Origin of the sequence: Clostridium acetireducens DSM 10703 (genome assembly GCF_001758365.1) — a bacterium.
GTDB lineage: Bacteria > Bacillota > Clostridia > Clostridiales > Clostridiaceae > Clostridium_C > Clostridium_C acetireducens.
This window is the reverse complement of the sequence record NZ_LZFO01000009.1, coordinates 46,890-68,628: the sequence shown is the minus strand read 5'-3', so window position 1 is coordinate 68,628 and position 21,739 is coordinate 46,890. Positions and strand designations below refer to the sequence as shown.

The 21,739-nt window shown below is 25.8% G+C and carries 21 protein-coding genes and 1 riboswitch; of the genes, 7 read left to right on the top strand and 14 right to left on the bottom strand.

Going from position 1 to position 21,739, the window contains the following annotated elements; all coding sequences use genetic code 11:
• Positions 1-68 precede the first annotated feature (68 nt).
• A complete protein-coding gene (locus CLOACE_RS04365) occupies positions 69-512 on the top strand; it encodes an OsmC family protein (protein ID WP_070109830.1) in 444 nt (147 codons plus the stop codon).
• Between the two features lie 69 nt (positions 513-581).
• Here CLOACE_RS04365 and CLOACE_RS04360 read toward each other — a convergent pair whose 3' ends face one another.
• On the bottom strand, positions 582-1,847 hold the full coding sequence (locus tag CLOACE_RS04360; protein ID WP_070109829.1) for a GGDEF domain-containing protein: 1,266 nt from the start codon (positions 1,845-1,847) through the stop codon (positions 582-584).
• Positions 1,848-2,139: 292 nt separating this feature from the next.
• Between CLOACE_RS04360 and CLOACE_RS04355 the strand changes: the two genes are divergently transcribed.
• From CLOACE_RS04355 to CLOACE_RS04340, 4 genes are all read left to right on the top strand, one after another.
• A complete protein-coding gene (locus CLOACE_RS04355) occupies positions 2,140-2,559 on the top strand; it encodes a HutP family protein (RefSeq protein WP_070109828.1) in 420 nt (139 codons plus the stop codon).
• Positions 2,560-2,752: 193 nt separating this feature from the next.
• The gene (locus CLOACE_RS04350) at positions 2,753-3,751 is read left to right on the top strand and encodes an ABC transporter substrate-binding protein (protein ID WP_070109827.1); all 999 of its coding nucleotides are present in this window, start codon (positions 2,753-2,755) and stop codon (positions 3,749-3,751) included.
• A complete protein-coding gene (locus tag CLOACE_RS04345) occupies positions 3,751-4,656 on the top strand; it encodes an ABC transporter permease (protein WP_070109826.1) in 906 nt (301 codons plus the stop codon). Before CLOACE_RS04350 ends, CLOACE_RS04345 begins: the two co-directional genes overlap by 1 nt.
• Positions 4,619-5,410 carry an ABC transporter ATP-binding protein gene (locus CLOACE_RS04340; RefSeq protein ID WP_070109825.1) on the top strand — a complete coding sequence of 264 codons (792 nt, stop codon included), beginning with the start codon at positions 4,619-4,621 and terminating at the stop codon, positions 5,408-5,410. Before CLOACE_RS04345 ends, CLOACE_RS04340 begins: the two co-directional genes overlap by 38 nt.
• 342 nt (positions 5,411-5,752) lie before the next feature.
• Here the strand turns inward: CLOACE_RS04340 and CLOACE_RS04335 are convergent, their stop codons facing one another.
• The 7 genes from CLOACE_RS04335 to CLOACE_RS04305 form a co-directional block, all read right to left on the bottom strand.
• Positions 5,753-6,982 (bottom strand): chemotaxis protein CheA, encoded by a 1,230-nt coding sequence (locus tag CLOACE_RS04335; RefSeq protein WP_070109824.1) that lies wholly within the window; start codon positions 6,980-6,982, stop codon positions 5,753-5,755.
• Between the two features lie 21 nt (positions 6,983-7,003).
• Positions 7,004-7,435 (bottom strand): chemotaxis protein CheW, encoded by a 432-nt coding sequence (locus CLOACE_RS04330; protein WP_070109823.1) that lies wholly within the window; start codon positions 7,433-7,435, stop codon positions 7,004-7,006.
• Between the two features lie 28 nt (positions 7,436-7,463).
• Positions 7,464-9,737 carry a methyl-accepting chemotaxis protein gene (locus tag CLOACE_RS04325; protein WP_070109822.1) on the bottom strand — a complete coding sequence of 758 codons (2,274 nt, stop codon included), beginning with the start codon at positions 9,735-9,737 and terminating at the stop codon, positions 7,464-7,466.
• Positions 9,738-9,922: 185 nt separating this feature from the next.
• On the bottom strand, positions 9,923-10,750 hold the full coding sequence (locus CLOACE_RS04320) for a GHMP family kinase ATP-binding protein (protein WP_070109821.1): 828 nt from the start codon (positions 10,748-10,750) through the stop codon (positions 9,923-9,925).
• A gap of 15 nt (positions 10,751-10,765) precedes the next feature.
• Positions 10,766-12,178 (bottom strand): ABC transporter substrate-binding protein, encoded by a 1,413-nt coding sequence (locus tag CLOACE_RS04315; protein ID WP_070109820.1) that lies wholly within the window; start codon positions 12,176-12,178, stop codon positions 10,766-10,768.
• Between the two features lie 12 nt (positions 12,179-12,190).
• The gene (locus CLOACE_RS04310) at positions 12,191-13,141 is read right to left on the bottom strand and encodes a sirohydrochlorin cobaltochelatase (protein WP_084027541.1); all 951 of its coding nucleotides are present in this window, start codon (positions 13,139-13,141) and stop codon (positions 12,191-12,193) included.
• A 147-nt stretch (positions 13,142-13,288) separates the two neighbouring features.
• A riboswitch (cobalamin riboswitch) is annotated at positions 13,289-13,464 on the bottom strand.
• 75 nt (positions 13,465-13,539) lie between these two features.
• Positions 13,540-14,481, bottom strand: coding sequence for a Rossmann-fold NAD(P)-binding domain-containing protein (locus tag CLOACE_RS04305; RefSeq protein ID WP_070109819.1), 942 nt, complete (start codon positions 14,479-14,481; stop codon positions 13,540-13,542).
• 371 nt (positions 14,482-14,852) lie between these two features.
• On the opposite strand from CLOACE_RS04305, the gene CLOACE_RS04300 reads away from it, so the two are divergent.
• Positions 14,853-15,563, top strand: coding sequence for a response regulator transcription factor (locus CLOACE_RS04300; protein ID WP_070109818.1), 711 nt, complete (start codon positions 14,853-14,855; stop codon positions 15,561-15,563).
• Positions 15,541-16,674 carry a sensor histidine kinase gene (locus CLOACE_RS04295; RefSeq protein ID WP_070109817.1) on the top strand — a complete coding sequence of 378 codons (1,134 nt, stop codon included), beginning with the start codon at positions 15,541-15,543 and terminating at the stop codon, positions 16,672-16,674. The genes CLOACE_RS04300 and CLOACE_RS04295 overlap by 23 nt, the downstream gene beginning before the upstream one ends.
• Before the next feature lie 178 nt (positions 16,675-16,852).
• On the opposite strand, the gene CLOACE_RS04290 is transcribed toward CLOACE_RS04295, so the two are convergent.
• The 6 genes from CLOACE_RS04290 to CLOACE_RS04265 all read right to left on the bottom strand — a co-directional run bounded on the left by CLOACE_RS04290 (position 16,853) and on the right by CLOACE_RS04265 (position 21,735).
• Positions 16,853-17,425 (bottom strand): hypothetical protein, encoded by a 573-nt coding sequence (locus CLOACE_RS04290; RefSeq protein ID WP_070109816.1) that lies wholly within the window; start codon positions 17,423-17,425, stop codon positions 16,853-16,855.
• 184 nt (positions 17,426-17,609) lie between these two features.
• Positions 17,610-18,386, bottom strand: a complete 777-nt coding sequence (locus CLOACE_RS04285; protein ID WP_070109815.1) for a cobalt-precorrin-6A reductase — start codon at positions 18,384-18,386, stop codon at positions 17,610-17,612.
• Between the two features lie 192 nt (positions 18,387-18,578).
• Complete coding sequence (gene cobJ, locus CLOACE_RS04280) at positions 18,579-19,301, bottom strand: precorrin-3B C(17)-methyltransferase (protein WP_070109814.1); 723 nt, start codon at positions 19,299-19,301, stop codon at positions 18,579-18,581.
• Between the two features lie 14 nt (positions 19,302-19,315).
• On the bottom strand, positions 19,316-20,290 hold the full coding sequence (cbiG, locus tag CLOACE_RS04275; RefSeq protein ID WP_070109813.1) for a cobalt-precorrin 5A hydrolase: 975 nt from the start codon (positions 20,288-20,290) through the stop codon (positions 19,316-19,318).
• Positions 20,287-21,051, bottom strand: coding sequence for a precorrin-4 C(11)-methyltransferase (gene cobM, locus CLOACE_RS04270; RefSeq protein ID WP_070109812.1), 765 nt, complete (start codon positions 21,049-21,051; stop codon positions 20,287-20,289). The genes cbiG and cobM overlap by 4 nt, the downstream gene beginning before the upstream one ends.
• Entirely contained in the window at positions 21,052-21,735 is a 684-nt protein-coding gene (locus tag CLOACE_RS04265) for a cobalt-factor II C(20)-methyltransferase (protein WP_070109811.1), read from the bottom strand.
• Positions 21,736-21,739: the final 4 nt, after the last annotated feature.

Here is a 21,739-nt window from a genome sequence, read left to right as displayed (position 1 = left end):
ATTTAATTAATTTTTTGTGTATGTTTTATGTTATAATTAACATAATAAGACAATAAGGAGGTTTTAGCATGGAGGATTATATTGTAAAGTATAAAATAAACGGTAAATATCTAGGAGATGGATTAATAGAAAACTCCATAGACAATTTAAAAGGAAAATTTTATATAGAAAATGAACCCTCTGAAGAAAGCAAAAACATGTCACCTATGCAGTCTCTATTATCAGCTTTATCAGCTTCCGCACAAATATCAATAATTTCTATTGCAAAAGATATGGATATGGATATAAAACAATTGTCTACCACAATAAAGGCGTCTACAGACAAAAGAGGAATGCTTGGTCTGGCAAAAGTAAAGCCTTATTTTAGCAGTATACATCAAGTAGTAAATATAAGAACAAATGATTCAGAAAAAATAAACGAACTTATGGAAACGTTTAAAAAAACGTGTCCTATGTATAATTTGATTTTAGATACTGGAATAAATTATACTATAAATTTCAGATTAGTATAATTTAAATAAATTGGAGCTGTCTGTGTTTACAGCTCCAATTTATTTAAATTTAATAATTATTATAATTAATCAGTTTTTTTTTAATATTCTTTTATTAAAAAATTCATAGCTATTTCCTTTTTTACATTTTGCACTATACATAGCTATATCAGCTTTTTTTATTAATTCTTCCATAATTGTACCATCTTTAGGATATAAACTTATGCCTAAACTAGTAGTAATATTTCCACTATAATTTTGTAACATAAAAGGTGCTTTAAATACAGAAAGTATTCTTTTTATAAATTTATACATAGTTTCTTGTTTAACAAAGCTTTTATATAGTATAAATTCATCCCCACCTAATCTTGCTAGCATTTCACCTGATTTTAATACAAATTTAAATCTTTTAGACATTTCTATTAAAACTAAATCTCCTACATTGTGACCATAATTATCGTTAATATTTTTAAATTTATTTATATCCATAAATATAACACAAGTTTTTTTATTATTTTTACAACTTTTTTCCAATACTTTACATAAGCTTTCTGCAAAGTATTTTCTATTTGGCAAACCTGTTAAAGAATCATAATAAGCTAATTTCTTCATACCTTCAGTATTTCTTTTCATTTCAGTTAAGTCTTGCATTTGTACTAATATACCACTATTTTGAGATAATTTAATTAGTGTTATTTCTATACATCTTTTAGAAGAAAAATCCAAATCCCAGTCAGAATAATCCTTTATATCTATTTCCTTTTGAAATGTTATAATTTGTCTGTTATCTAATTTATTTTTTAAATTATTAAAACATTTTTCTTTAATTATATTAAATTTTTCAAAAATATTTTTATTGCTTATATTAAACATTTTTAAAAAAGCTTCATTTACATCTATAAGTTCACCTTGGCAATTTAAAAACTGCATAGCTATGGAAGATTCCTTAAATATTTTATTGAAGTTTTCCCTATTCATGCAATATTCTTCTTCTTTTTTTTCTTTAAAATCTTCAGTAATAAAAACTCCTAATTTATTTTTTTCAATAATAAAAAACCTAATTTTTAAATATTTATTAAGTGTTTTATAATAATATTCTATATCTATTTTTTCATTTTTTATTATTTTATCTAAGTACTTGCTACTTAATATATAATCTAATTTTTCAAATATGTGTCCCATGGATTTCCCCAATAAATTTTTTGATTGTATATTAAAAATTTTTTCAAAGGCAGAGTTTACATATAAAAACTTATATGAATAATTTTTTATATTTTTATTGAATATTATTTCTAAGGAAGCAAATGCTTCAAACATATTTTCTGCTATAGAATAATAATCAAAATCAAAATTCATACATATTCCCCTTCTTAAAAATATTTAAAACTTTTTAATTTTTTTAAATATTATATATTAATTTCTTACAATTATTGTTTATATATAAATTATACATTAATGTATATTATAAATCTATATTAATTTTTCTTGAATACAATTAAATATATTATTATATAATATGTTTTATACAGTATTTTTGAAACAATTAAATATAAATAATAAATTTTATATTATAATAAAAAGCACTTATATTTTGTTTATGATAAAATATATATGTATACTAAAATTTTATATTTTTAGGAGTGATAAAATGAAAAAAAATAATAGTAGCATTGTAGCAAAAGCAGCTATTAAAATGTCTATATCTTCCAGAGAGGAAGAAAAGAAACTTCAAGAACATTACAAGAAATCAAACATTTTAACTACAGCAGTAGACGTAGGTGGAAATATAAATGATTCTATTACTAAAATAATTGAAAGAGCTTTAGTAGCTTCAAAGCGATGTGGACTTGTTAGTGATTGTCATGTTCATGATGGTGCTGTAGTTGGTGCTGCTCGTGAAGCTTTATTAGAAGTATCTTCTAAAGCCAATGGATTAAATGTAGGTGGTAAAATTGGTATTGCCAGATCTGGAGAACATATATGTGTTTGTATATTTATGAATATTGGTCTTTTACACTTAGATGAAATAGTTATAGGATTAGCTCATAGGAGTATATCAAATTCATAAATTTAATAAAGCTGTTGACATTTTATTAAATTTCATTTACAATAATACCTATACTTTTAGTAAATTTGTATTACTTTTGTAGATTTTAGTAGTATAGTAGGTAGTATTTTGTAGGAGTAATTTTAAATTAGCTTAAATTAGCTCTCCTTAAGAGAGCTTTTATTAAAATTATATATTTTAGGAGGATGGTAGTATGGTAGCAAAAAAGAAAGTGACATTTCTTATGTCATGTCTATTAACTTTATCATTATTTGGAGGTTGTGCTTCAAATAATAAAGACATTTCAAAAAAGAAGTTTAAAATAGGAATTTCTCAAATAGTAGAGCATCCAGCTTTAGATGCTTCTAGAAAAGGATTTTTAGATGGTTTAAAATCTAAAGGCTTTGAAGAAGGAAAAAATCTAGAGATAGATTACCAAAATTCTCAAGGAGATATTCCAGCGGCACAAACTATAGCTCAAAAGTTTGTTTCTGAAAAAGATGATTTAATATTTGCAATTTCAACGCCTTCATCACAGGCAGCTTTTAATACTACAAAGGATATACCTATTGTTATAACAGCAGTAACAGATCCTGTGAAAGCTGGTATTGTAAAATCTTTGGATAAGCCTTCTACAAATGTAACAGGCTCTATTGATAAAGTTCCTATAGAAAATCAATTTAAATTAATAAAGGAATTACTTCCTTCAGCTAAAAATATAGGAATACTTTACAATACTAGTGAAGCTAACTCAGATGTACAAATTAAAGAAGCTAAACAATTTGCACCACAATTTGGGCTTAATATAATAACTTCAGGTATTACAACCACTAATGATATACCTCAATCACTTAATGCAATTATAAATAAAATTGATGCTTTATATGTTCCAACAGATAATATGGTAGTTTCTTCTTTATCTCTTATTTCTAACAAATGTAACGAAAAAAATATACCTATTATTGGAGCTGAAAAAGCCCATGTAGAATCCGGTGCATTAATAACTAATGGAATAGATTACTACGATTTAGGTGTAGAAACTGGAATTTTAGCTTCTGAAATTTTAAAAGGTAAAAAACCTACAGAAATTCCAATTCACACTGTTAAAAATACAAAAATATTTATAAATGAATCTGCTCTTAAAAAATTAAATATAAAAATTCCAGAAAATATATTATCTAAGGCAGAGAAAGTTAAAGGAGGTCTTAAATAATGGATCTACTTATAAATATATTAGAGCAAGGACTTATTTTTGCTATAGTTTCTATAGGAGTATTTATAACTTATAAAATTTTAGACTTTCCTGATTTATCTGTAGATGGAACTTTTCCCCTAGGGGCTTCCATAACAGCTTTATGTCTTTTAAAAGGTATTAATCCTTTTACTACTTGCTTTATAGCTTTAATTTTAGGAGCTTTAGCTGGATTAGTTACAGGAATACTTCATGTTAAGTTTAAAATAACTAATTTGTTATCGGGTATATTAGTTATGACTGGACTATACTCTATTAATTTAAGAATAATGGGAAAATCCAATATACCCTTTTTCAATTTAAAAACAATGTTTTCTAGTGGAAGTAAACCAATTTTAATAATAGCTTTATTTGCTATAGTATCAAAAGTAATTTTAGATTTATTTTTAAAAACTAAGCTAGGCTTTGTATTAAGAGCTGTTGGCGATAATGAAAATATAGTTAACTCTTTAGGAGTAAATAAAAATTCAATAAAAGTTTTAGGAATTATGGTATCCAATGCTTTAGTGGCTTTAGCTGGCTCTTTAATGTGTCAATATCAAGGTTTCTCTGATGTAGGAATGGGTACTGGTGTAGTAGTTATGGGATTAGCCTCTGTTATATTAGGTGAATCTATACTGGGAAAATTAAAATTTGTAAAAGGAACTACTATGGTACTATTTGGAGCAATATTTTATAAAATAGCTATAGCTTTAGCTTTAAAAGCAGGCTTTAACCCAACAGATTTAAAACTTATAACTGCAGTAATTGTAGTAATAACTTTATCTCTTAAATCTTCTAATTTTAATTTAAGCTTTAAGAAAAATATAAATTTAGGAGGTGAGTCTATTGCTAAAACTTCAAAATCTTTGCAAAACCTTCAATAAAAACACTATAAATGAAGTAACTTTATTTAATGATTTATCTTTAAATGTAAATGAAGGAGATTTTATTACAGTAATAGGCAGCAACGGAGCAGGAAAGTCTACTTTACTTAATATGATATCTGGAAACATTAAGCCAGATAGCGGAACTATATTATTAAAAGGAAAAAATATTTCAAATATGCCAGAGCATAAATGTATGAAATATATAGGAAAGGTATTTCAAAATCCTTCTCATGGAGTTGCTTCTTCCATGACTATACTTGAAAATATGTCTATGGCTATAAATAAAGGTAAAAGATTTGGTCTTCAATTTGGAATAAATAAAAAAAATATGAATTATTTTAAAGAAGTACTTAGTAATATAAATCTAGGTTTAGAGGATAAACTTGATACAAAGGTAGGACTTTTATCTGGAGGTCAAAGACAAGCACTATGTCTTATAATGACTACATTAACAAATCCAGAAATACTACTTTTAGATGAACATACTGCAGCATTAGACCCAAAAACTTCTGAAATTGTATTAAATATTACTAAAGATATAGTAGAAAAAAGAAATTTAACTACATTAATGATAACTCACAATTTAAAACAAGCTATTTCTTTAGGCAATAGACTTATTATGCTACACAAAGGAAATGTAGTTTTAGATATTTCAGGAAAAGAAAAAAGAAATTTAACTATAGAAAAACTTTTAAACACTTTTGAAACATTAAACTTTCAAGATATAAGCGATAAAGTACTATTTGCATAATAAAAAACCATCTCTCACATAGGGGTGGTTTTTATTAATATACTTTGAAGAATAAATCCAGCAAAAAAACCAATGCTAACAGGGGTAGTAAGTGCTGTTGTAAATAATTTGAATGAATTTTAGAGACTCTTAGGATAAAAAATAGAAAAACTCCGTAATTCATCACAGGACGTGATGAGCCAATTTCCGCCCCAAGGACGGGGCATAAATTGGGTAGGAGTTTTTCTATTTTTTATTCTTAGAGTCTCTTAATGAAATGACTTATTTACAACAGCACTTACTACCCCTGTTAGCATTGGTTTTTTTGCTGGATTTATTCTTCAAAGTATATTAATAAAAACCTTATACACTGGTTTCGCAAATTTCACCTATGTCTAGCACATGAGCAAATTTTCCACTTCCTAATATGGTTACGCCTATTATGCCTTTTATATTTCCTAATAATTTGTTTTTTCCTACAAAATCTCCTAAAGACTTTATAACTATTTCTTGTTCTTTCAAAAATTGATCTATAATTAAAGCAACTCTTTTTTCTGATGAACCTATTACCACAATAAATAGTTTTTTGTTATCTGATTTTACAGGAATATTAAAATAATTTTTTATTCTAACTACTGGAATTATTTTATCTCTCCATGTAAATACTTCTATGCCTTCATTTATATGAATATTTTCTCCTATTTCTTCTCCTTTAAGTCTTATTATTTCTATAATAGATGAAGCTGGTATGGCAAATACAAAATTATTTTCTTTTATTAAAAGTGCTTTTATTATGGATAATGTAATAGGAAGCTTTATTATAAATTTTGTGCCTTCTGCCTTTTTTGTTTCTATTTCAATAGTTCCATTTAATTTAGATACAATATGTTTTACTACATCCAAACCTGCACCTCTTCCAGATATTTCTGTAACTTCAGAAGAAGTAGAAAATCCTGGTTCAAATATGTAATTTAATATTTTATTTTCACTTAATTTATTTAAATCCTGTTCTGATAATAATTTTTTCTCTAAAATCTTATTTTTTATTTTATCTATTTCTATTCCTCTTCCATCATCTTTTACTTGTATTATTACACTATTTCCCTTTTGAAAAGCAGAAATTTTTAAAATTCCTTGAGGATTTTTGGAGATTTTTTCTCTATACTCTGGCAATTCAATACCATGGTCTATAGAATTTCTTATTAAGTGAATAATAATATCTCCTAGTTTGTCTAACATTTCTTTATCTATTTCTGTCTTTTCTCCTTCTATTATGGTCTTTACTTTTTTATTACATTTTTTAGATGTATCTCTTACAATTCTAGGAAGCCTTGTGAAAATACTTTTAATAGAGACCATTCTAAGATTAAGTATATTTTCTTGCAGTTCATAACTTATAGTATTATTTTTTTTAACTACATCTAAAAGATTATTTATGTTTCCATCATTTTTATATTTAATTTTTAATTCAGAAGATAAATTATTTAAAATTTCTTTGTTTATTATAATTTGCTCTATTAAATTAATTAATTTATCTATTTTATTTATATCTACCCTTATAAATTCTTCTTCTGTTACTATATTATTTTCCATAAAATTGACCTCTCTTATATATTATTTTATGTCAAATAAGTTATTTATATTTAATATAAATATTTGATAATTTTGTTTTTTATATAGTCCTTTTATATAGTTATATTTACATTTTATTTCTCTACAACTAGAAAACATTTTGCAATTATGGAAATTAAAGATTTTTAATATTTTATCTACTAAAATACCTACTTTTTTGCCTTTTAAATTTACAATTATAACTCTATTTTTTTTATTTATAATGTTTTTTTCTAGTTTTAGTTTTGCTCTTAAATTTATTAAAGGAATTACATTTCCTCGCAAATTTATTATGCCTTCTACATATTTAGGAACATTAGGTATTTCAGTAATTAAAATTTCTTTTAACCTAAGTACTTCATAAATTTCTTTAATATTTATTCCATAGGCTTCTTTGTCTAATTTAAAAACTAAATACTGATTGTTTTCAGTCAATTTATCTATTCACCACCTAATTAGTAAGCTATTGCAATTTAAAATTATCTGCTATTTTAACTAATTTGTTGGCACCTTTAGCTAAATTTTCTGCTGTTAAGGCTACTTGTTCAGAAGCAGAAGTTACTTCATTTGCCATGTCACCTACATTGTTTGCAATTATAGATATTTCATTGCTAGAGGCTGCTTGTTCTTCGGAAGAGCTGGCAATTTCTTGAGATAAATCATTTAATTCATTGATTTTACTTACAGACACTTCTATATCTTTAGTTTCTTCTTGTAATGACCCATAAACTTTTACAGCTATTTCATTGGCATTAATTATGGAATTTTTAATATTTTCACTAGTTTCAGCTTGAATTTTAGTTTCTTCATTTATATGTATCATAAGTTCTGCTGTGCTTTCTACAGAGTTGTATATATTTTCTAAAACTTTTTCTGTACTTTTTACTAAGCTTATGCCACTTTTAACTTTTTCCACTGCTTTATCTGTAGTTTCTATGGAATCTTCTACTTGATTTTGCATATGCTTTATTATATTTTCTACATTTTTTGTAGATTCACTAGATTTTTCTGCTAAATCTCCTATAGCTGAAGCTACTACAGCAAAGCCCTTTCCATATTCTCCTGCTCTAGCTGCTTCTATAGAGGCATTTAAAGATAAAAGATTAGTTTGCTCTGCAATATCATCTATAACCTCAACTATATCTTCTATTTCCAAAGCTGCTTTTCCTAAATTTTTAATTGTATTGGTTAATTCCGTTACAGAAATATTGATTTTATCTATTTCATCTACTATGTTATTTATTTTTTTACCGCCTTCTTCTGTTATATAAACTGTTTCCTTTGCGTCCTTTGAAGCATTTTGAGAATCTTTATATACACTTTCTATAGATGCTGTCATTTTTTCTATAGATTTAGATATATGGGAAAATTTTTTAAAAGTTCCTAGTATATCTTCTGAAACTTCTTTTACATTAGTTCCTATACCATCCATATTCCCATTTATATGGTTTATATTATTTGCCATTTTAGTTATTTTGTCTGTAACTTCATTTATGGATATATTCATGTCGTTAATGGAATTAGTAAGTTCCTCCATGGATGCATTTTGATTTTCTGCATTAGCTGCCATTTCTTCTGAGGCACTACTGGCTTCTTCTGAAGATGCTCCTAATTCTTCTGATACTTCTAATATAGTTTTTATAACTTGTTTTTGTCCTTCTATCATATTATTAAAGCTTACTACTAAATCGCCAATTTCATCTTCTGTCTCCTTTACAGCTTGTACAGAAAAATCTCCCTTTTCTGCTTTTTTCATTAACAACATTAATTTTTTAATAGGTTTTGTTATTTTTTTAGAAATTCTTATTGATAATATAAAGCTTATAATTATGAATATAATTATCATTAAAATACAAGTATTTCTTATTTTATACACTGGATTCATATATTCATTTACTGGTACATTTATAGCTATAGACCAATTTTCTATAGGCTTGTATGCATTAAATTTTTTAATTCCGTCTATCTTATAAAAACCTTTTCCTTCTTTATATTCTGCCATATAGGCTATTTGTTTATGTAATTCCTTATTATCATTTATTGAATTTTCATTGGATATATTAATGCTTTTAGGATGATATATTATTTTGCCTTCATTATCTACAATATAGGCGTATCCGCTTTTTTCTATTTTTATATTTTTTATATTTTTAATTAATGTAGAAAAATTAACATTTACAGTTATTACTGCTTTTATATCTCCATTATTTCCTTTTATAGGTGTATATAAAGGTACTATTTGTTCTTCTAAATCTTTTTCAGCATTTAATTCTCCCCAAACTCTTTTCCCTTTTAAAGCTTCCATAAAATATTTATTAGAATATGTGTTTTTTTCATGTTTTATATTATCTTTTGAAGATAATATAGCATTGCCTTTTTTATCATATATTATAATAGAATCATATTTATATTCCATAGAACTTTTTATATTATCTATTACATATTGAGCATTTTTTCTTATATTATCATCAATTTGTCCCTTTTCACTATAATCACAAAAACTTTTTATGGAATACATTTGAGATATTATATAAGAATTTTCTTCAACATTATTTAAGCTGCTTTTAAACTCTTTAGTATTAGTATCTAATATACTTAGTACTTTTTTTTCTTCTATTTCTTGGAGCACAATCTTTGTATTATAGTATTGTGAAACTCCAAATATAATTAAAGGTATTATAGTTAATATAATAAAATAAAACTGTAATTTTGATTTTAAATTAAATTTAAATTTCATATATTTATTTTCTCCTTTCTTCATAAAAAAACAGCACAAAAGTGCTTATTAAATTTATCTTTTGTGCTACTGTTTATCACAATTATATCATGTTTTTTATGTTATATATAATAAATATTGAAATTATTATATTTTAATAGAATTATAACTTTATTTGTTAAAATTTTAAGTAATTTGTAATAAATTCATATGGGAATTGTATTTACTGCATATACTTTTAAAAAATTTAAATGTTTTGTATAATTTATAGCATTTTTGATTTTTTCTATATCATCATATATTATTCCTAATAAATTTCCACTGTGAGCTCCTATTATACCTAATCCAGAAGTTTTATTTTTTAATTTTAATACTTCTTCTAAAAAAGTATATTTTAATCTTATTTCATTTCTTATAATACTTTCAGTAGAAGCTAAAGCTAAATTTTTTATATCTTTATTTTTTATTGCATATTTTAAAATTTCTACTAAATCATCTATATTACTTAATGGTGGCATATTTCTTTTGTTAAATTCTATAGTATCTACTTTGTTTTCACCTTCAAAAGCTAAAATGTAAAATTTAAAATAATCTCCTAAAGTTTCTTTATAATTTCCTTTTTTATATTCAAATGCTGTTAATTTATCAAATATGATACTATCTGTAGGCTCAATTTTTATGCATTGCTTTACTAACTCTTGTTCATTGAATTCTTTGTTGAAAAACTTTGTAAGTGCTATGTATAGAGCACATAAATCTGCTGTGCTACTGGCAAAACCTTTTCCACAAGGTATTTGACTTTTTATAGATATGTCTAAATTTTTTTCATATTTTTCGTAACCCCAATTCTTCAATATATTTTTTAAGAATATATTGCTTTTATATTTTGAAAACTTTTCTTTGGGATTTTTACATTCATATAGTGATACTTTAGTATATAAATTTATAGGGCAGGATAATAATATATCCTTGCCCTTATATTTTCCTTGTATTATTTCTCCAAAACTTCCTGGATAAAAAGCAGTAAATTTCATAGGTATTCTCCTTTATTACTTCATATACTGTTTTATTTTATTTAAACTTTGTAAAACTTCTTTTCCTGTAACATTAGATTCTGGTTTAAATTCATTATTTTCTAAATTCATTATACCATTTCCTACTATAGTTTTTATAATTAATTTATTTTCACTATTATCTATATCTTTTATTTCTACATCCTTTTGAGGTAAATCTGCTAACATATAAAGTACTTTTGCTAAATCTTCTCTATTAACTTTTTTATTTGGATAAAATTCTTCTGATTTTTCATCAAAATATCCACCCATAACTGCTGTTTCTATATAATCAAAGTTTTCATGTTCTGGCTTTACATCTTTAAAACTACCATATACATGAGAATTTCTACGTCCTGCATAGGATTTAGTAGTAGGAGAATATATTCCAATGTGTTTGAATTTTACTATAATATGAGCTAAATCTGATTTTGTAATTAAATTATCATTATTATAAGAGTCTATATTATCAAATTTATCCGTATAAAAAATTCTTTGAAGTTCTCTAACACCTTTTACAAACCTAAAAGTAGGAGAAGATATTAATTTTTCATTTATATTATAAACTCTTTTTTCCTTTACTGCTTTTATCTTTTGAAAACCTGGTCTTATAGATATAGCATGAGGATTTCCTCCTGCATTCATAGCACCTTTTTGTGCTACATAAACATCTATACTATCTGCTTTTGCTAAAATTTTTTCTTCTCCAAAAGAAGCTATACTAGATGTACTGCTAGTAGGTTTAGCATCTTCTGCTATATTTATACCTCCAGCTAATTTTATAGCATAAGCAGCCATGGAATCCTTAGTTACCGTTCTACAATTAGTATCTGTAGACTCAAAAAATACTTTCACTTTTGGATTAATACTTTCAGATTCTTTTTCTATTTCTTTTAATTCTTTATTAAATTCTTTTAAAACTTCTTCTGCTTTTTTTTGTTTTCCTGTTAAAATTCCTAATTTTTTAATATATTCATCAAATTCTTTAAAACTCTTAGGATATAAAGATACTACTGCTATACCAGAATTTTTTAAGTCTTTTACAAGTTTAGGATTTGTCTTTTCTATAAAAGGTCTAATTAATACTAAGTCTGGTTTAGCACCAATTATACTTTCTGCATCGTCTTTATAGCTAAATGTTTTTTTGTCTATAGCTTGTGGAGGATAAGCATCTTTGTCAGAAACACCTATTACTTCTTTATCCAAACCTAAACTAAATAAATTTTCAGTATGGGCAGAATAAAGAGAAATTATTTTTTCTGCTGGTTTTTCTAATTTTATTTTTTCACCAGAATCATCAGTAATTTCTATTTTATAAGCATTGTTTGCATTGTTTTTATTATTGGTACAAGCAGAAAAAGTAATAATAAATGTTAATAAAGTAAGTACTATAAGTAACTTTTTTTTCATATAATCACCACATTATTTATCTTTTTTTGGATCTAGTAATGGGTCTCCATTAATACAGTCTTTTACGTGTTGTACATATATATCTTGGAAAGCTTTATTTTCTCCTAAACCATGAAGATAAATATTTACTTTAAATCCTTCATTTTTTAATATGTTTTTCCAAGAATCCTTGTCATCTCCTGCCATATCGTTTTTAGCATGGTCTCCTGCCACTAACATAAATGGCATAAGTGTAACTTCTGTAATATTATTATCTTTTAATTTTTTAATAACATTATCTAAAGTAGGATATCCTTCTACTGTAGCCACATATACATTGTTTGCTTTTCCACTTTCTAAAACATATTGAAGTAAAGAGTAAGAAGCATTGCCTGGATGAGCTGAACCATGACCCATTAATATAACTGCTTGATTTTTATTCATGTTAGGGATTTGTTTCATAAGAGCATCTTTAGCTATTTCATAGTCTTTTTCTCTATATAAAATTGGTCTTCCTACAACTAACTTGTCAAAAGCTTTTTTATCTTGGTATTTTTTAACTGAATCTACTACTCCGTCATATTCTTCACCTGGCATTATATGTAGTGGTTGCACATATACTTCTGAATAGCCTTCTTTATCTAGATTAGCTAAAGCTTCATCTACATTGTCTACATTTATTTTATCTCTTTCTTTTAATTTTTTAATTATTATTTCAGATGTAAATGCTCTTTTTACATCATAATCTTTAAATGTTTCTTTAATTTTATTTTCTGTACTTTCTATACATGCTTTTCTAGTATCAGCATAACTTGTTCCAAAGCTAACTACAAGTATAGCTTTTTTTCCTTTAGTATTTTTTGTAGTTTGTTCTGTTTTGTTTTCTTTAGTGTCCTTTTCAGAATTTTTACTAGAACTTTGGCAGCCTATAAGTCCAATAGTTAAAAATATTGCTGCAAGAATAATTGATAATGATTTTTTCATTTTTCATACCTTCCTTCTATAAAATTTTATAATAAAAAGAGCTCCTTTCGAAGCTCTTTAAACGCAAAAAATAGACTTACAACATGACAAAAATTTTCTATGTCGTAAATTTCTACATTTTACGAATTTTCTCTCCCTCCGAAAGACTTATCGCCGAAATATAAGGTAGGTCTCCTGACTCACGGGTCATTCTCCTTCTCCCTTCCCGGTTTTCCCAGTGGTTTTAGAATTTGTCGCCGTATACAGTAGCGGGGGCTGCAGCGGATTTTCACCACTTTCCCTTTTAATTATTCTAAGAATAAGCCTTATACCCCATTATTTACTTTTACCTATATTGTCATACATTTTTATAATAATGTCAAGAATATATTTTTTTAATTGAAAATTCAAAAAAACTGTCAATCTCCCACAACTCTTAACTCCAAAAAAGCCTTTATATCTTTAGAAAATACATATTTACTAAAACCTTCACTTAAAATTTTACTAGATTCCCTATAAAATATTGAAGGAGCATTATTAACACAATAATAATAAACTCCATCTTTACAGTATAGAGGATTTTCTAAGTTAGTATATTTTATATCTTCTATAACCATATCTTCATTAGCTGCAGAATCTATTATTAAACAACCCTTTTTTACTTTTTCTAAATGTTTTTTAGTTATTATTATATTATCTCCTGTTTTTATTTGTATTCCATTAATTATTAAGTCATATTCTCCTATGTCTTCTAAAAACTCATTCATGGTTTTTCTATAAAACATTCTTATATCAGAATTAAATAATGAAATAGCATTAAAAGATCCTTGAGCTACATTTCCTGCACCTAAAATTGCTACTTTAGTATTGGAATTAGGCAACATTCCATGGCTCATTAAAGCATGAAGTACTGCAGAATATCCTGCCATATAACTATTCTTTCTTATAAAATTTTTCTTAATCCAATTTACAGGAATAATTTTATCTTGATAATATGCACAAGGATTTATGGTATCTAAATTTACTATAGTTAATTTTTTAGGAATAGCTTGTTTCTCCATAAAATCCTTTCCTGCAGTTTCTGGAAGTATCCAACCTAATATAACTTGCCCTTCTTTTACGTATTTATAATCTTCAGGTTTAATAACCTTCAAAGAAAATATACCATCACATTCCTTAAATACTTTCTCTTTAGAAAGCACTTTACATCCCTTTTTTTCATATTCATAATCCTCTATTCCTAAATCTTTTCCATAACCTTTTTCTATATAAATTTCATTTTCAAAGTCTTTTATATGCTGTGGTAAAAGAGGAACTCTTTTTTCTCCTATACTTTTTGAAATTATAAATCCCAGCTTCAAAACTACACATCCCTTCTAAATTCATATACAAATTGTATTATAACATATAATTTTCCATAAGAAATTTTTTCTAAAACAAAGTAATATCAATACTTATTATAATTAAGCAGTACTTACCTTGCCTACGAAAATTTACGTTATGTGCTTAATTATAAACAATATCTATATGAGTTCTTTTACGTATTTCATAAATTATTTATCGATAAACAATAAATAATTATTTCAAAAAAACAGTTTGCTGTCCACTTTTACTTAACACTAAGTGCCTAAACTTAAAATCTATAAATTGTTTATAGATTATGCTATTATTTATAGTGAACCCTTTAGATAATTCTAAACAAAGTAGTGATTTAACAGAAAGGTGATTATTTATGCAAAAAAGTATACTAATAGTAGATGATGATAAAGAAATAGTTAATCTTATTGAAATCTATTTGATTAATGAAGGTTATAAAATTTATAAATCTTTTAATGGAGAAGATGCTTTGAAAATAATAAGTAGTATTGATATTAATCTTATAATATTAGATATAATGATGCCAAAAGTAGATGGTATAGAGGTTTGTAAAAAAGTTAGAGAAAAACTTAATGTACCTATTATTATGCTAAGTGCTAAAAATCAAGATATCGATAAAATAAATGGTTTATTATATGGAGCAGATGATTATATGATTAAACCTTTTAATCCACTTGAACTTGTAGTTAGGATTAAAACTATATTTAGAAGAATTTATGAATTTGATAAAAATGATAAGGATATAATTGATAAAGATACATTAGTTGTAGGACCTGTTAAAATAATAAAATCTACTCATAAGGTAACAGCATATAACAAAGTTATTAATTTAACTTCAACAGAATTTGAAATATTATATCTTTTAGCTAGTAATCCTGAAAGAGTTTTTAGTGCAGAGGAAATTTTTGAAAGAGTTTGGAAGCAAAAGTATTATCAATCAAATAATACAGTTATGGCTCATATAAGTAAACTTAGGGACAAGCTTGATAATGCTTTAGACGGCGAAAAACTTATTCACACTGTATGGGGGGTTGGCTATAAAATTGAAGACAAAAACTATTTATAAGATTGAATTTAAAATACTTTTAAATATATTTTTAATTTTTATATCTTCGATTTTATCTATGGGAGTACTCTTTGCCCTATGGAAAATTTTCTTAATATTATTTGTTAACAATTCACCTGACGACAAAGATGCAATTTTTATGCTTAGAAGCCATATTAATTTTACATATGTGAAATATACTATCTGGATAATAATTTTAATTATTTATCTTCATGTATTTATGTATAAAAAAATTAAATACTTTGTAGAAGTTGACCAATTCATGAATGATATAACCACAGGTAATCTAGATAAAAAAATACCTGAAAATGAAAATCATTTGTTAGGTAAATTAGCTAAAAATATGAACACAATAATTGAAAAACTAAATAAATCAATGGAGGAAGAACGCTTAGCTGAGCAAACAAAATATGACCTTATAACAAATGTATCTCATGATTTACGTACACCATTAACTTCTATACTTGGATATCTAGATTTAGTTGATAAAGATTATTATAAAGATGAAATTCAACTAAGGTATTATGTTAATATAGCCTATGAAAAATCAAAACGATTGAATGTATTAATAAATGATTTATTTGAATACACTATAACTAAAAATAGTACTTTAATCTTAAAAAAAGAGGAAGTAAATTTAATTGAACTATTAAATCAGCTATATTTAGAATTTAGAATTCAATTTAAAAATTTAAATATGGAATGTAGAACTTTTTTTTCAGAAGATAAACTTTTCATTAATGGTGATGCTATTAAATTAGCAAGAGCCTTTGAAAATTTAATTAATAATGGAATAAGATACGGAAAACAAAGTAAGTATATTGATATTGTTACTAGAAAAGAAAACTCTATAGGAATTATAGAAATAATAAATTATGGAGAACCAATCCCTGCTGTAGATTTACCTTTTATTTTTGATAGATTTTATAGAGCTGAAAAATCTCGTTCCACATCTACAGGAGGTTCTGGTCTAGGTCTTGCAATTACCAAAAACATAATAAATTTGCATAAAGGTGAAATTTCTATAGAAAGTAATTATGAAAAAACCACTTTTATTATTAAGCTACCTTTAATTAATAATTCTTCCTTGTACTATTGTAATAAATTATAATTACATTAAATATACTTTGTAAGATTGTACACTTTATTCTTTAATTAAATTTTACAAAGTATATTTAATGTGAATTTATTAATACCTCCTATAGTCTAACAAAATGTAGATAAACACTGCTTTTCACCTTTATAACAATTTCTAATAACTCTATTTATAATTTAATTTTATATACAACTTAATCAATTGTCATAAAAAAACTGAAGGCTTCCTTTGTATTTCCTTTAATTCTATCTATGCAATTTATATTTCTTATATGATATATTTTATTTTTATAATCCTTAGCTTGATTATCGCATATGTATGCATAATCATACTTTCCTTCTTCCACCCATCCCATAAATATATATGTGTGGGTAGGTATATCTTTATTATTTCCACTTTCATCTGTTGTAAAACATACATTTCCAGGTTTTAACCTTTTATAATTTTTTCTCTTTTTCCATCCCTTTTCCTTTAAAAAGCTTATAAATTCTCCGGTATTTCCCATGGATTTAGGGACTTCATAATTGTTATTTCTTAACACTTCACTTACAAAAAAAACACAAGCATTTTGAGAAGTACCCCCATTTAAATTTGCAGCATCTAAATAAGTTTTTCTCCTATTTCTTTCAGAGGTCAGAAATTCATATACTCTTTTAGATGAATATCCCATTCTCATTATATTTATTCTTGGAATAACTTCTTTTAATATTAATATAAATAGTAATCCTATCAAAATAATTTTTATATACAACTTCATCCTTCTCATCTATAAATCCTCCCTTTATTTCCTATATATTCTTTATACTAAAGGAAAGACCTTAAAATAAATTCAAATAAACCTTAAGAAAACCTTAAGATTTATAATAATGAAATGAGTTATTTCAAACATACTTACTGCCTACCCCAGTGCTATTTTTTTATATCACTTTTATTATTCATATTGGATTAAGTTAAACCCCTGGAGAAAAGGTTCTTTCTATATACTTAATTAAATCTTTTTTGTTATAAAATACTTTTTTGTACTCTATGGTTTTTCGTCTTATTACAATGGCATAGATATTTTCTTCTATACAGCATTGAAGTTTTTCTAAAGTTCCACCTTGTATGCCGCTATCTTTTAGAATCATAGCAGTAACATTATATTCATCTATTAAAGCCTTGTTAAATTCTTTGCTAAAAGGGCCTTTTATTGCAATAATGTCCTCTACTTCTACCCCTAAATCAAAACATTTTTCCATTACTTTCACTGATGGAAGTATTCTGTGGATTATTCTATTGGTAAGTTTTAAGCTTAATAGTTTTTCTATATTGTTGCTGCCAGTGGTGTTTAGTATATTGCCTTGTATTTTGCTTAAAGGATTATAAAGCTCCTCATAGTTTTCTACTGTTATAACATTTTTATAGTCTTGAAAATCCTCTAGTACAGAAGGTCTTTCATATCTTATGTATTCTATATTAAGCTTTTCACAAACTCTCATTGTATTTTCCGTTATTTCTACAGCATAAGGATGAGATGCATCTATTAAAATATCTATATTATATTTCTTAAAATTTTCTAATAAATCTTCTTCTTTTAAAGGTTTTGTATTTACTATTTTATATTTATAATTTTCAAGCAAACTCCCTCCATAGGCTGTAGCAGTAGATACAAAAATATCATCAGTAAATCTATTGAGAAGAGATAATATGTCCTTACCTTCTGTAGTTCCTAATATTAAGCCTATCATTTTATTTTCATCTCCTAAATTATGAAATGTTGCCATTTGTTTTTAGTACTCTATGTATATGAAATGGAAATTAATAAATCTAACTTCCATTTCTTATTATATAATTTAAATTTATTTATTATTTAATATTGTGAAAAATAGCAATAAATCATCTTAAAACATAGCAATAAATCGTCTTAAAACAATTTAAATCTATTTATTAATTAAGTACCCTCTTGGAGTTATAAAAAATCCATCTTTTATGTAACTTTCGCTATTCCCTATAATTACAGTAGAAAACATATCTACATTATCATCTTTAAAAGTCTCTAAAGTAAAAATCTCCGTACTTTCGCCATCTCTTAAAGCATTTTTTACTACTGCTACAGGAGTATTTCCTTTTCTATATTTTTTTATAATATCCATGCATTCTTTTAAATAATGAGGTCTTCCCTTGCTTTTTGGATTATACAAAGATATTATAAAATCTCCTTTTGAAGCATATTCTACTCTATCTTTTATAAGATTATAAGGTGTCATTAAGTCACTTAAACTTATATTGCAATTATCATGCATAAGTGGGGCACCTACTACAGATGCTGAAGCTAAAGATGCTGTTACTCCTGGTATAATTTCTACATTTTCATCTTTTCTTAATTCTAAAATAAGTCCTGCCATACCATATACTCCAGCGTCTCCAGAACTTATAATCGATACAATTTTATCTTTTGAAAGTTCCAAAGCCTTTACACATCTTTCTTTTTCCTTACCCATACCTGTAGAAATTACTTCTTTATCTTGAATTATAGATTCTATAAATTTTATGTAAGTTTTATATCCTACTATAATATCACTTTCTTCTATTGCTTTTTTAGCCTTTATAGTCATGTAGTCTAGTCCTCCAGGACCTATTCCTACTACATAAAGTTTACCCATATTATCACCAACTTTTAAATTATTCCCAAGGCTATTGTCATGCCTTGTACTTTTATTTTGTCTGTAATTAATTTTCCACCAGATAATTCTACTACTGGTTCACATACTCCCTTAACTCCTATAGTCTTTTCTACAAAAGCACTACCTTGAAATTTATCTTGTATGTTTTTGATTTCTTCTATAGTAAATATTTTTAAATCACAATTTAAGTATTTAACTAAATCTAAAATTGCTTTTTCATGCTTTTTAATTTCTACAGTAGCTATATTTTTAATAGCTCTTTTGTCTATATTATATTGTTCTAGTATTTTTAGCACATTATTCTTCATAGTTTCTGAATCGTAATTTTTTCTACAACCAATTCCAATTACAATGTCTTTTCTTATAAGCTTTAAAGCCTTCATACCTTCTAAATTATTTAATTCATTAGTAACATATACAATTCCTTTAGCTTCTTTTTGATTTTCTATGTATCCTTTTGGTATTTCTATTATACCCCTAAAATCTTTAAATGCCACTTTTTCTCCTGCAACTAAAAGTGCAGCTATATCTTTTGCAGCTTTAAAATTATCTATAACTAAATTATTTTCCTTTGCAATTATATCTGGAGCTTTTATTCCAATATTATCTGTTGCTGTAGTTATTACAGGAATAGATTTTAAATGTTTTGCTATTTTTAAAGTTTCTTCATTTGCTCCTCCTAAGTGACCACTTAAAAGACTTATAACAAATTTTCCACTGCTATCTATAACTATTACCGCTGGATCCTTTGCTTTGCTTTTGATAAATCCACTAATAGCCCTAACAGCAATACCTGTAGAAGATATAAACACAATAGTTTTGTAATTTTTCATAGATTTTCCTGCTACTGAATATATATTAAAATTTTCTAGGATATTTTTAGAATAAAAATCCACTTCATATATTTCTTTTAGTTTTTCAGCTAAAGCATCTCCTCGATTTGTTACACTAATTACAGCTATTTTCATTTCTTGCCTTCTCTATATTCATGAGAAAAAGTTTTGTCATATAATAAACTTTTATTATATTTAGTATCTATAAAATCTCCTACAAGTATTTGAGCTGTTTTATTTATACCAGCACTTTTAACTTTTTCAGCTATGTCTTTTAAAGTTCCTATAACTATTTTTTCATCTTCCCAAGTAGCCTTTTGAATAACTGCTATAGGTACATTTCTTCCATAACCTTTTAATAATTTTTCTACTACTTTATCAATCATAGATACAGACAAAAATATAGCCATAGAAGCATTTGCCTTAGCTAAAACCTCTAAATCTTCTGATTTAGGTACAGGGGTTCTTCCTTCCACTCTAGTTAAAATAACAGTTTGGCTTACTCCTGGTAATGTAAATTCCCTTTTTATACTTGCAGCTGCTGCTGTAAAAGAACTAACTCCAGGAATAACTTCATAAGGTATATTTAACTTTTCTAATTCATCCATTTGTTCCTTAATAGCTCCATATATAGCTGGATCACCTGTATGAAGTCTTACTACTTTTTTACCTTCATTATAGTGTTTATTTATAGTTTCTATTATTTCTTCTAAATTCATATGAGCTGAATTATAAATTTCTGCACTGCTTTTACAAAAATCCATATGAGCTTTGTTTACTAAAGAACCTGCATAAATAATAACATCCGCTTCTTCTAATATTTTTCTACCCCTAACTGTTATTAAATCCACATCTCCAGGGCCTGCACCTACAAAACTAACTATTTTGTTTTCCATTTAATTCACTTCTTTCTCTGCTATTATTAAAGACATGTAATTTCTATTTTTAATTATTTCTTCCCTATGTCTTAATATTTGCTCTCCTTCTCTGTAAGCCTTTGAAACATACACATATTTGTATCCTTTTTCATCTAAAACATTTAAAACTTCTTCTTCTTTTCCACCTAACTTCATAATTACCACAAATTTTTCATCTCTTAATTCATCTATTTTAGAAGCAGGTAAAATAAGCAAACTTTCATCTCCTAAAACCAAAGGAGTTTGACTTAAACTAGCTGCAGCACAAAAGGAATTTATACCTGGTATTACTTTTGTTTCATATCCTTCTTCATTTATGTGATTCAATATGTATATAAAAGTGCTATATAAAAGAGGATCTCCTATAGTTAAAAAAGCTACATTTTTTCCTTCTAAAAGTTTTTCTTCAATTAACTTAAAATTGTTATAAACTTTATCTTCCCATTTGCCTCTTTCCATTGGGAAATGCAAAACTCTAATTTCTGAACCTTCTTTTATAAAATTTTTAGCCGTATCTAAAGCTATGCTATCTCCACCTTTTCTAGCTGCTGGAGCTATAATTACAGAAGAATTTTCTATAGCTTTTACTGCTTTTAAAGTTAATAATTCTTCGTCTCCTCCTGGTCCTACTCCTATTCCATAAAATGTTCCTAGTTTTTTCATATAT

Excerpts from the sequence above, each read along its gene's own strand:
- CLOACE_RS04365 (WP_070109830.1), top strand. The coding sequence starts at position 69 with ATGGAGGATTATATTGTAAAGTATAAAATAAACGGTAAATATCTAGGA.
- CLOACE_RS04360 (WP_070109829.1), bottom strand. The coding sequence starts at position 1,847 with ATGAATTTTGATTTTGATTATTATTCTATAGCAGAAAATATGTTTGAA.
- CLOACE_RS04355 (WP_070109828.1), top strand. The coding sequence starts at position 2,140 with ATGAAAAAAAATAATAGTAGCATTGTAGCAAAAGCAGCTATTAAAATG.
- CLOACE_RS04350 (WP_070109827.1), top strand. The coding sequence starts at position 2,753 with ATGGTAGCAAAAAAGAAAGTGACATTTCTTATGTCATGTCTATTAACT.
- CLOACE_RS04345 (WP_070109826.1), top strand. The coding sequence starts at position 3,751 with ATGGATCTACTTATAAATATATTAGAGCAAGGACTTATTTTTGCTATA.
- CLOACE_RS04335 (WP_070109824.1), bottom strand. The coding sequence starts at position 6,982 with ATGGAAAATAATATAGTAACAGAAGAAGAATTTATAAGGGTAGATATA.
- CLOACE_RS04325 (WP_070109822.1), bottom strand. The coding sequence starts at position 9,737 with ATGAAATTTAAATTTAATTTAAAATCAAAATTACAGTTTTATTTTATT.
- CLOACE_RS04320 (WP_070109821.1), bottom strand. The coding sequence starts at position 10,750 with ATGAAATTTACTGCTTTTTATCCAGGAAGTTTTGGAGAAATAATACAA.
- CLOACE_RS04315 (WP_070109820.1), bottom strand. The coding sequence starts at position 12,178 with ATGAAAAAAAAGTTACTTATAGTACTTACTTTATTAACATTTATTATT.
- CLOACE_RS04310 (WP_084027541.1), bottom strand. The coding sequence starts at position 13,141 with ATGAAAAAATCATTATCAATTATTCTTGCAGCAATATTTTTAACTATT.
- CLOACE_RS04300 (WP_070109818.1), top strand. The coding sequence starts at position 14,853 with ATGCAAAAAAGTATACTAATAGTAGATGATGATAAAGAAATAGTTAAT.
- CLOACE_RS04290 (WP_070109816.1), bottom strand. The coding sequence starts at position 17,425 with ATGAGAAGGATGAAGTTGTATATAAAAATTATTTTGATAGGATTACTA.
- CLOACE_RS04285 (WP_070109815.1), bottom strand. The coding sequence starts at position 18,386 with ATGATAGGCTTAATATTAGGAACTACAGAAGGTAAGGACATATTATCT.
- cobJ (WP_070109814.1), bottom strand. The coding sequence starts at position 19,301 with ATGGGTAAACTTTATGTAGTAGGAATAGGTCCTGGAGGACTAGACTAC.
- cbiG (WP_070109813.1), bottom strand. The coding sequence starts at position 20,290 with ATGAAAATAGCTGTAATTAGTGTAACAAATCGAGGAGATGCTTTAGCT.
- cobM (WP_070109812.1), bottom strand. The coding sequence starts at position 21,051 with ATGGAAAACAAAATAGTTAGTTTTGTAGGTGCAGGCCCTGGAGATGTG.
- CLOACE_RS04265 (WP_070109811.1), bottom strand. The coding sequence starts at position 21,735 with ATGAAAAAACTAGGAACATTTTATGGAATAGGAGTAGGACCAGGAGGA.